The sequence below is a fragment of the uncultured Acidovorax sp. genome (genome assembly GCF_964021665.1).
Classification (GTDB): Bacteria; Pseudomonadota; Gammaproteobacteria; order Burkholderiales; family Burkholderiaceae_C; genus Acidovorax; species Acidovorax temperans.
In genome coordinates, this window is sequence record NZ_CAXIAK010000107.1 from 1 (window position 1) to 10,136 (window position 10,136).

The following is a 10,136-nucleotide window of genomic DNA, read 5'->3' on the forward strand; positions in this document are numbered from 1 at the left end:
CCAGTGCTAGCTTTTCGTACCGTCACTTATTGCACTGAAAACGAGGAGACCCCTGGGATGAAGGTTTCTTGCGCGCGGCCCTTTGTGGCGCCGCGTGCTTTTGCTGCGTCAGGCCGGAGAGGATTCGTCGCTCCCCGGTGGCATGAAAATCAAGCGGCGGCTGCGGCCATGGTGTCCCAGGCCTTCAAAGCCTCGGCCGTGTACATCAGTGCTGGGCCGCCGCCCATGTAGACGCACACGGCTAGCATCTCTTCCAGCTCGGTGCGGGTAGCGCCCAGCTTTTGCAGTGCCTTGACGTGAAAACCGATGCAGCCAGAGCAGCGCTGGGTGACGCCGATGGCCAGCGCAATCAATTCCTTGTGCTTGCTGCTGAGCGCGCCCTCGGCCATCGAGGCCTGCGCCAGTTGTGAAAAGCCTCGCATGGTCTCGGGCTGGGCCTTGCGGAAAGTAGCCAGGCTCTCGTTGATGCCCTGGATCAGGCCTGCGTGGTCAAAAGTACTCATTGCATATTCCTCGCGGTGCGCGCGGCAGTGCCGCGCTGGGGTTACTTCTTCAGTGGGCAGGTGTTGATGCCCAGCAGGGTGTACGCGGGGCAGAACCTAAACAGCCCGGTGGCAAGAGGTATGACCCCCAGCCAGCCCCACCACCCTACGGTGCCGGTCGCGGCCAGGGCGATGAGCACGAGACCGGCAACGATCCGCAATACGCGATCTATGGTTCCGACGTTGAATTTCATGGTTCCTCCAGAGAGTTGTGGTGCCCCACCATGAGGCACCTTTGGGAAAAGGGAAAATTAGGTGGCGTGGACGGCCTGTGGGTTATTCAAACGATGGCTGCTCTGGCTGCGCTACCGACTTGCCGGCAGCCACCCATGCATCAAATCCGCCAGCAATGGACTGCACGTTCAAGTAGCCCATGCTTTGCAGCGCGCAGGCTGCCAGCGCGGCGCGGCCGCTCGTCTTGCAATACAGCGTGATTCGGGTGTCGCGCGCTGCCAGAGCAGGGGTGCCGCTGAGTTTGAATTCCAGCACGCCGCGCGACATGTGCACAGCACCCGGAATGTGCCCAGCCATGTACTCTTCGGCTTCACGCACATCGATCAGAACGTCCGCCTGCTGAATGGCTTTTTCCGCCAGGTCCAGCGGCACCTCCTGCACGTGCAGCTTGGCGTCTTGCACGAGGTCATGGGCATTTTTCATGGATGTTTCCTCAAAGATGAGTAGGGGGACGGGATTGATCGGGCTGAATGAACTGGCACATAGTATGTTGACTTATATATTGTCAGTCAATAGACTATAGTCAATGAAATTGAATATGGAGTCGATGGAAATGGACGTTGACGGCACCACTGCCATGGACTTGGCAACCATGCGGCGTTCGGCAGATACGGCTTGCAGGCTGATGAAGGCGTTGTCCAACCCCGACCGTTTGCTTTTGCTGTGCCAACTCACCGAGGGCGAGAAGCGGGTAGGGGAGCTGGAGGAGCTGGTCGGCATTGGTCAGCCTACGCTGTCGCAGCAATTGGGGGTCTTGCGCGAAGAAGGCTTGGTCAGTACCCGCCGTGAAGGCAAAAACATCTACTACCAGATCGCCAGCCCACAGGCCTTGGCCGTCATGGGCGTGCTGTTTCAGCAGTTTTGTGTGCCTGAGACCGGTGAGATCGCGTAGGCTTCGCTTTGGGCCTTGGGCCGATTGCTTTGGCGGGGGGCCAAACCGCCGCCTGGGTCTCTTGCCAAGTCACTTCCCATCGAGGAAAACCGCAAAGTCTTCTTGAATCGCACCTTGATGAAGGTGTTTTTTCTTTTTCCTCGGCAGGCAAAAAATAGATACACGATGAGCGCACGCATTCTGATCGTCGAAGATCATGCCGACCTCCGCCATTTGATTCGAATGATGCTGGAGTTCGATGGCTATGAAATCTATGAGGCTTCAGATGCGTCTGAAGGTTTAGAGATGGTTCACCGAGTGCGTCCGCATCTACTGGTGCTCGACATCATGCTTCCGGGTGGCATGAATGGCTTGGACTTGTGTCGTCTCTTGAAAACCAACCCAGCTCTGGGATTGCCTGCGGTGGTGTTGGTGACAGCGCGGGGGGCAACCGCGTGATATTGAAGCGGGGCTTGCTGCTGGCGCTGATGCCTATCTGGTGAAACCCTTCAATTCCATGAAGCTTCTGGAAATCGTGAAGCGTCTCTGTGAAAAGTCCGCACATTAATGTGTTGGGTCGGCTGAAAAGAAATTTTGCCGTCCAACACATTCGTTGAAACGTCCCGCAGATCGGTACGTCGCCAGTTCCGGCAGTCAGCTCGGCCCTGGCCCTAGAGGTAGGCATCCAGTCATCAGCAGCAGATGCCGGGCGGGCAAGCGGCGTATCTCCACCAGGCGTTTAATTTTTTTCGATGTTTGCTGCTGAGCTATTTAACATAATATACATCGTATCAAGTCGAGCAGGCTTCTATATGTCGGTGAAATGGCCGCTGCTGCGCTTGCTCCACTTGTAGCGACTGCCGCGCCAGTCGCTACTAAGAACTTTCCCAAGACCCGCGCCAGCTGGTCACCTTTCTCGGTTCCCTCGTGCTTTTCGATGTGGGCACGAACGAGGGTTTGTATCGGATCAATCCCCGCAATCGCAGCTATCCGCGCTTGATCTTCTGGCGGGCATGGCTTCGTCCCGTTCTTCCACATCGACACCATGGCGGGCGGTATTCCTAGCGCTTTTCCAAGCGCTGAGACTGTTCCTGTTTTTTCTAAAGCCCTGTCGATTAGCTCGGGTATTTGTTTCATGGGTGCTACCTTCTTGGTATAAACGCTACCAGTTTGGTATTACCTGCTTGGTATTACCTTTTTGGTCACCATTAGTCTAAACCTGCAAATCTGATTTGTCATGAAGTACCACAACGACCTTTACGACGAGCCATTTTTTTGCCCTGCCTGCGGTTGGGAGGGTACGGGCCATCAGGCTGACGACATGCTCGGCTACGACGGAGACTATGACTCGAATGAGTCGCACATGGTTTGCCCACGCTGCGCGTCTGACGTGGAGCGCTCCGAATGACAGTCTGCACGCCCCGCAACCGGGACCAGTGGCTGAGCATCGCCCAGTTTTTGGGTGGCTTTGTGCCGTCCTATGACCGGGCGGCGCTTTCCGCAGAAGGGGCCCCGCTCCGCGGGGAAGTGGCGGATTGCGCCGCCCTCTCTCAACCCCTCCCCGATGGTAATCACGGGGAGAACCTGAACCAGGCACAAGCATGAATTCACCATCATCAAATGTTGCTGCCTTGTTCGTCCGCAAGGTCAACCATTACGCGGCCCTCGGGTGTGACTGCTACGACGCAACCCGCGATGCGTTGACCTGGCCGGGTGGCGTACCTGGCGTTTTTCATCCTCCATGCCGCGCATGGGGCCAGCTCTCGCACATGGCAAAGCCTAGACCTGGCGAAAAAGAGCTAAGCCTCTGGGCTATGGAGAAGGTTCGCCAGTTCGGCGGCGTTCTTGAGCACCCTTACGCATCCCGCCTCTGGGCCGAAGCTGGCTGTATCGGCTTTGGCATGCGTGATCGTTTCGGCGGCGTTCTCGTTCCAGTGATGCAGAGCTGGTGGGGACACCGTGCCCCCAAAAAATCCTGCCTCTACATTGTCGGCCCTGTTCCCGAAATTCCTTTCAGTGAACAGGCCACCGTCACCACCGTTGAACGCATGGGTAGGCCCGAGCGTGAGCGCACCCCTCAAGCGTTCGCCACCTGGCTTGTTGACTTGGCTAAGGCATGTATATGACCCGTGCAAAGAAAACTGACCTCGTTCTTGATGGCAATGAAGTCAAGCTCCGCCTGACTGCTGAGCGGCAGAAGACAAAACAGGTTGTTCATGTCGATTGGGTGCGCTTCACCTGCAACCTCCGCGCAGCTCCTGCCCCGACTGTTGATGACCTTTTTCCCCTTCACGATTCGCCTCGCTTTTCTGACGACGTAAACAGGACAAAGCGCCTCGCTCAGGCTCTGCGCGAATTGCCTGACCCCGACTTTGCAGCCAGCGCCCAGGCCAAAGCCTTGGCCGAACAAGTCTGCGAAGCCCTCGGCCCTGATTTCTCCGTGTACCCCGAGATTCGCAAGGGGCACGACTTCTACCGCTTCCGGTGGTCGATCGTCCGCAATGAAGTCGAATGCGGCTGGGTCGGCTACTTGGCATCGGGCGACAGCCCACGCCAGAACGCCCAGGCCAAAACCATTCACTGCAACCTCTACGGTACTGCCTGCACCTTCGCTGAAACTGGCTTCAATCATCGCCTCGCCAACATCGTTGAAGCCACCTGCGCCACTATCACCCGCGTCGATCTGGCCCTAGATTTCTTCGACGGTTTCAGCGGTGGCATGGATCGCGTGAAGGCTGACTATCAGGCTGGCCTCATGGATCACTGCGGCAAACAACCAAAGTGCAACCTGGTTGGCGACTGGTGCAATGGTCGCGCACGCTCCTTCTACTTCGGCAGCAAAGAAGCGGGCAAACAAACCAACGTGTATGAGAAGGGCCACCAGCTATTCGGCCCTAAGGATGACAGTCCCTGGATTCGCGCTGAACTGCGCTGGGGCAACAAGCTCCGCGTGCTCGAGTCCGACATTCTCCGCCGCCCTGCTGACTTTTTCGCAGGTGCCAGCGAATGGCATTCGCGCCTTCTCCGTGAAGCCGGTGCCCAGGTCACTCCCGAGCCCGTGCCCACCACAAAGCGCCTCGCCGCTGAAACCATCTGCGCTGAAGTGAAGCGCAATGTGCAATGGCTCATGGACACGGCTGCACCCAGCATCGCTCTGTGTTTCGAGCACCTCGGCAACACCAGTTTCATTGAAGAAATTCTTCTCAACAAAAAAGCCCCAGGCCGTTTGCAGAAGTTCAGCAAGCAAGAGATATCCGGCGCGTTTGAACGTGCCTTCGCTCGCGTTCGCGCCCCCCGCACTGGCCATGCGCGGATGGCATCAACCTTGGCCGTTTAGGAACCCAAAACATGAAGATGAAAAACACCGCCGTGCTCCACGGCATCAAGTCCAGCAAGGGCGAAATTGAAGGGCGTGGGTATGACTCCACTACCTTTCACCTCTCCGTGGATATCGCGGCAAGCCAGTCCGGTGACTCCATCGGCGTCGTCACCCGCCCTTTCAAGTTTGGCGACTCCACCGAGTTCCAGAAGTGGGCACACCTTAAGGACAAATGGCCCCTCGGCGGCATCCTCTGCGACTGTGAGTTCGACGTCGTCGCCGGTGCTGACAACAGCGTCAAGCTGACCCTGTTGGGCATCAAGCCAGCCTCCACTAAGGCCCCTGCCTAAGCCATGCGCTTCGTCATCCAGTCGCGCACTACGGGGGCATTTCTCGCCCCCAATCCAGACGATGGGCAGCCCGAGTGGGTCATGTTGCTCACCGAGGCTGCAACGCTGGATGACCTCGAAACCTGCGCCCAGCTTATTGAGGATCACACCGAGCCTTTCCACCGTCCCCAGGTCATTGACTTGGACAACCTTTATCAAAAGGAAAAAACAAATGGCTAATTTCGCTTGCGGCCTTTGCGGGTACGAGGGTCATCTCATCGAGTTCAAGACTGGATCACATGAAGTCTACGACTCTGACATTGAGGAACTGATTGAAGTTGATGAGATGGAATGTCCCGAGTGCGGCAATCCAGAACCTTACGAGACCTGAGGCCTCAGCCATGTGCACACCAATCGAGTGTTACGCCTGCGGTTTCGTTGGCACCGAAGATGACTTTCAGCCCCGCTCTGACGAGGCCGCTAACGCGGCTTTGCCTGAATGTCCTGAATGCGAATCCATCCTTGCCGGTGAAGACTACGAGGGCATTTTTTGATCATGCTTGTTTTCACCTGCACCACTGAAACAAACCCCTGTCCTCCTTCTGAACAGGTTTGGATCAGCCTGGAAACCTTGCTCGATCCTGCCTTGGTCGGCATCACACCCGAGCTGGTTTTGAAGGTCATCGCTTGGGGTTTTGGCTTCGTGTTTTCAAGCTTCCTCATTGGCTGGTTGCTATCCATTGCCGTTGGCATGGTGCGCAAGTTGTGAGAGTCCGCAGCGTCAAGGCTTCTGCCTTCGCGGTGTCGATTCCCGATACCTTTTCAACAACTTTTTTTTCAAGGAAAAAATCATGCGCTTCAACTTCAAAAACAAGGTTTCTCAAGCTTTCCTGGCTGCTGGCGTAATGGTCGCTACCGCGGTGCCTGCTCACGCTACTTCTGACTGGAACGCCTTCATCGATGCGGTTGATCTCTCCGGCATCGCCGCTAAGGTGGTGGCTGCTGGCCTGCTGGTCATTGGTATTGCCATCGCCTTCAAGGGTCCTGACCTCGCCAAGCGCATCGTGCGCAAGGTCTAAGAAATCAAGGTTTACCCATGATTTCCGGCGCCCTCGTCGCTCTGTTCTTTGCCCTCATGGGCATGCTCGGCGGCTTGGGTGCCGTCTGTTTTGTTCTTGGCTTCCGGTCTAACCCATGATCAAAAAAGCCCTCATTGCTGCTTTCTCGTTTTTGGCTCTGTCTGCCCACGCCGGATACGCCCAGCTTGCTGCCCCCTCTGGCTACGCTTCAACTGCTGCCGGTCACACCTACGCAGCATCGGCGAACGATCGTGTTTATGGGAAGGTGATCAACCAAGCAGGTGCTTTAACTGCGAACGTCGGCGGTCAAGCAGTCAAGATGCCAGCTGCATACAGGCTTGCCGCAAATGCGCCGCGCATTGCTGCTGCTGCTCTCTATCTGAATCCCGGTATTCGTACCGCTGTCGGGATTGCTGCGTGGCTCGGAGTCGCTGCGGTCACCTACGACGTCGCAACGGGCAAATGGACAAGGGCCGACCCTTCCGCCGTGCCTTCTACTGGCTATGAATATTCGATTGTGTCTGGCCCTTTGGCTACTGATTGGTATTCAAGCATTGACGCGGCCGGGATCAAATTTGCAGGAATTGCGCAAGCAGCTTCGCAAGCTCACCCTGACCCTGATTCTCGGCAAACATGGGAATATGCTGGTACCTTTAAGGCCGCCGGTACAAATTACGCTAAATTTCGTGTCTATTCGAAAATCCAGGGCAACACGACCACTGAATTTGATGTTAGGGTGCGCGGATCTGATTGCCCCGCTGGCTGGTATTCAACCCCAGCCGGTTGCACACAGACCCCCCAGCCAAAAGAGCTAACACAGCAGGAACTTGTCGAGGCATTGAACCCAGCCAATCAGCCCGGATGGCCCATGCCTGATAGTGTCCCCCTGGAACTTCCCCAAGGTACGCCTCTGCCCGTCGAACAGCCGTTTATCAACCCAGCACCCGGCGAAAACCCCGCCAATCGACCACTTCGGGTGCCCACTGGCGAACCTCAGCCAATCCCAAATACTGACCCCCAGCAGTACCGCCAGCCCTATGTCGATATAGTGCCGGCTCCGACTCCTGATAGTCCCTGGCGTGTTGACGTCAAACCTGGTGAAACCGTTTCAACCAATCCAAACCCTGTTGAAAACCCCACGCCTGATGGTCAAGACAAGCCAACAGAGGAACAGGACAAAAGCCTCTGCGAAAAGTATCCAGAAATCGCCGCCTGTGAGAAGGTCGAAGTAACAGACAAGCCTTTGCCAGAGCAGCCTAAGCTCTATGAACCCAAATACCCAGACGGAATAACCGGCGTGTGGAATTCCAAGCTTCAGGAAATAAAAGCAACGCCTTTATTTAATCTCGCCCCCTCTCTGCTGCCCAACGTTTCCGCCGGCACTTGCCCGTCGTGGAAAGTCGATTTAACCATTGACGGATGGACAAATGGCGGATTGCAAGACGTTAGCCCTCCTTGTTGGGTCTGGGACGTTGCAAAGCTAGTCATCATTGCAAGCGCTCTTTTGCTGGCTCGTCGTTTGATTTTCGGTGGTTGATATGGGCAAATTTTTTTCAATGCTGCTGGAGAAAATCACGGCTGTTATTGCGTGGTTTTCGGATTTGGCCGTTTCCGTTTTTAAGGCTGCGTGGGACTTCGCAAAAGATGTAATTTGCTGGCCTTTGGAACAGTTTCTGTCCATCATCGTCGGCCTGTTGCAGGGCATTCAGTTTGAAGCCATTACCACGAACCTCGGTGCCTGGTCTTCCATGCCTGCGGAAATCATCAACATCTTGGGCTTGCTCGGCGTCGGCCCTGCCTCCGGCATCATCGTTGCAGCTATCGCCATACGCCTCGTCCTCCAGCTCATTCCCTTTACTAGGCTCGGCTCATGATCAACGGTCTTGAAGGCATCCCAGGCTCTGGCAAAAGCTATGAGGCTACCGTGTATCACGTGCTGGCGGCTCTCCAGACTGGTCGCCTGGTTATCACTAACCTGCCCCTGAATGTCGAGGTGTTCGCAGCCATTGACCCCGGCTACCGCTCGTTGATCCAGATTCGCCGCAGACCTGCCCCTGTCCTTGGCGTTTGGGATGCAAACTCGATCGACGATAACGGGAACGGCCAAGCGTTCAAGCTCTTTTCTGAGTCCACGTCCCTTAGTGAAGTTGTCCACGTTGCTGACTCCCAAGCAGCCAAGGTCGCAGCCCCTGTCTTTGGCTCTGTTTGGGATTACTACACCACTTGGAAACACCCAGAAAGCGGCCAAGGTCCGCTCTACGTCATCGACGAATGCCACGTTTCTTTTCCCAAGCTCGGCACGGATCCCCAGGTGGTCGAGTGGTTCAAGCTTCATCGGCATTTCAATGCCGATGTGCTTCTGATGACCCAAAACTTCCGTGACATTAATCAGCCTATAGCCGGGCTGGTTGCGATGCTCATCAAGGTCAGGAGCGCGGACATTCTGGGCAAGAAGGGGCGCTACATACGCAAGGTGCATGCTGGCTACCGTGGCGCTGTAATCACCACCGAAGAGCGCGAATACAAGTCCCAATATTTCCCGCTCTACAAGAGCCACACCAACGGCAATTCAGTTTCTGAAAGTGCAGCTACGGACGTTAAGAGTGAGTACCGCGCCTTCATGCTGTTTTCGCGTGCGTTCTATGTCGTCGTTGCCATCGCGTGCATTTGGGCCTTCTGGCCCTCAGAAAAGCCGCAGAAGGCTACTAAGCTATCTCCCCCTGTCGATGTGTCATCCCTCCCCCAGGATGACCTCATGCGGGCTGCATTTCCACCGCCCCAGGCAGTCCAAAAGCCTTCCCCCGCACCCGTCCAAACCAGCCAGGCAGAGCTTTCTCCTGTCGATGAGCCCGAGCCATATGCAAGCAAGGGTTTGCACCTTACTGGCCGAATCACCATGGGAGAAAAAACCGTATATACCTTTTCCGTCAGTAGTTCCGGCCAGCGCATTGCAACCTTGGACAGTCGGGACTTGAAAGCCGCTGGCTACACCTGGGAACCTCTTACCGATTGCGCCGGTATTCTTCGCTTTAAGTCCAATAAGGCTATCGCCATCACTTGTGATGCACCCGCAATGGCCTCCGGTTCAAACGATAAGCCTTTGGTGCTGGAAGTCCCTGAGGGCGGCGGCGCTCCAACTGGCTCCAGTCGTTCTGCCTCTCAAACGTCCGCAAGTTTTCAGCCTCCACCAGCGCAGCAGCCTTATTCAACTCCTGCCGATGTTGTGGCGGCCTATCGCCCAAGGTAGCCCTATCTCTCGCGCCTGTATCTTTTGGGCGTGTACACAGTCTGCATCGGCTTGAATGCCGCCTGTTCCTTTGCAGACCTCAGTAGCGGGCGGCTTCGCCTGCGCACCATGCGCGACACAAGACCAGCGGCCAAAAACAACGCCAGCACCGCCACCGCGCTGGCTATCCAAGGGTGAGAAGCGGCCCACGCCGCCAAAGCTGCAAATTTCATGGCGTAACTGTAGCTCTATCACTTTCTGAGGGACAAACCGGGGGCCACAAAGTGGCGAATAGCCACGCGCCGAAGGCTTGGGGGCTGGGGTATGGGGCGGCAAGGCCCCATGTTTACCCGTAGTGCAACCCGTACCCGTTGTAAAAGACCAACAAACAAAAAAGCCCCATTTGCGGGGCTATTTGTTTAGACTGTATCTATGGAAGTGCGAAAAGTGATTTAACTTTACTATACATCGTATCTAGTGCGGTGTCTCAAAAGTAAGCATCAAATAATGGTACTCGCTGCCCGCGCCACAGATGC

14 protein-coding genes are annotated in these 10,136 nt (G+C 56.0%); 11 read left to right on the top strand and 3 right to left on the bottom strand.

Annotation, left to right across the window (positions count from 1 at the left end; all coding sequences use genetic code 11):
- Window positions 1–149: 149 nt before the first annotated feature.
- From AADJ04_RS16120 to AADJ04_RS16130, 3 genes are all read right to left on the bottom strand, one after another.
- The gene (locus AADJ04_RS16120) at window positions 150–503 is read right to left on the bottom strand and encodes a carboxymuconolactone decarboxylase family protein (RefSeq protein WP_044394702.1); all 354 of its coding nucleotides are present in this window, start codon (window positions 501–503) and stop codon (window positions 150–152) included.
- A 41-nt stretch (window positions 504–544) separates the two neighbouring features.
- Window positions 545–736, bottom strand: a complete 192-nt coding sequence (locus AADJ04_RS16125) for a DUF2892 domain-containing protein (protein WP_044394699.1) — start codon at window positions 734–736, stop codon at window positions 545–547.
- 82 nt (window positions 737–818) lie between these two features.
- Window positions 819–1,199: a rhodanese-like domain-containing protein gene (locus AADJ04_RS16130; protein WP_044394697.1), complete on the bottom strand. Its 381-nt coding sequence runs from the start codon at window positions 1,197–1,199 to the stop codon at window positions 819–821.
- Window positions 1,200–1,302: 103 nt separating this feature from the next.
- On the opposite strand from AADJ04_RS16130, the gene AADJ04_RS16135 reads away from it, so the two are divergent.
- From AADJ04_RS16135 to AADJ04_RS16185, 11 genes are all read left to right on the top strand, one after another.
- A complete protein-coding gene (locus AADJ04_RS16135) occupies window positions 1,303–1,668 on the top strand; it encodes a metalloregulator ArsR/SmtB family transcription factor (RefSeq protein WP_341240233.1) in 366 nt (121 codons plus the stop codon).
- Window positions 1,669–1,770: 102 nt separating this feature from the next.
- The gene (locus tag AADJ04_RS16140) at window positions 1,771–2,106 is read left to right on the top strand and encodes a response regulator (RefSeq protein ID WP_341240234.1); all 336 of its coding nucleotides are present in this window, start codon (window positions 1,771–1,773) and stop codon (window positions 2,104–2,106) included.
- A 1,142-nt stretch (window positions 2,107–3,248) separates the two neighbouring features.
- Window positions 3,249–3,773, top strand: a complete 525-nt coding sequence (locus AADJ04_RS16145; RefSeq protein ID WP_341240235.1) for a hypothetical protein — start codon at window positions 3,249–3,251, stop codon at window positions 3,771–3,773.
- Window positions 3,764–4,984 (top strand): replication initiation factor domain-containing protein, encoded by a 1,221-nt coding sequence (locus tag AADJ04_RS16150; RefSeq protein WP_341240236.1) that lies wholly within the window; start codon window positions 3,764–3,766, stop codon window positions 4,982–4,984. The genes AADJ04_RS16145 and AADJ04_RS16150 overlap by 10 nt, the downstream gene beginning before the upstream one ends.
- Before the next feature lie 11 nt (window positions 4,985–4,995).
- Window positions 4,996–5,316 (top strand): hypothetical protein, encoded by a 321-nt coding sequence (locus tag AADJ04_RS16155; RefSeq protein WP_207374825.1) that lies wholly within the window; start codon window positions 4,996–4,998, stop codon window positions 5,314–5,316.
- A 3-nt stretch (window positions 5,317–5,319) separates the two neighbouring features.
- Window positions 5,320–5,535 (top strand): hypothetical protein, encoded by a 216-nt coding sequence (locus AADJ04_RS16160; RefSeq protein WP_207374826.1) that lies wholly within the window; start codon window positions 5,320–5,322, stop codon window positions 5,533–5,535.
- A 316-nt stretch (window positions 5,536–5,851) separates the two neighbouring features.
- A complete protein-coding gene (locus AADJ04_RS16165) occupies window positions 5,852–6,064 on the top strand; it encodes a hypothetical protein (RefSeq protein WP_341240237.1) in 213 nt (70 codons plus the stop codon).
- Between the two features lie 82 nt (window positions 6,065–6,146).
- A complete protein-coding gene (locus tag AADJ04_RS16170; RefSeq protein WP_341240238.1) occupies window positions 6,147–6,374 on the top strand; it encodes a hypothetical protein in 228 nt (75 codons plus the stop codon).
- A 115-nt stretch (window positions 6,375–6,489) separates the two neighbouring features.
- A complete protein-coding gene (locus tag AADJ04_RS16175) occupies window positions 6,490–7,911 on the top strand; it encodes a hypothetical protein (RefSeq protein WP_341240239.1) in 1,422 nt (473 codons plus the stop codon).
- A 1-nt stretch (window position 7,912) separates the two neighbouring features.
- Window positions 7,913–8,248, top strand: coding sequence for a DUF2523 family protein (locus AADJ04_RS16180; protein WP_341240240.1), 336 nt, complete (start codon window positions 7,913–7,915; stop codon window positions 8,246–8,248).
- Window positions 8,245–9,621, top strand: coding sequence for a zonular occludens toxin domain-containing protein (locus AADJ04_RS16185; protein WP_341240241.1), 1,377 nt, complete (start codon window positions 8,245–8,247; stop codon window positions 9,619–9,621). Before AADJ04_RS16180 ends, AADJ04_RS16185 begins: the two co-directional genes overlap by 4 nt.
- Window positions 9,622–10,136: the final 515 nt, after the last annotated feature.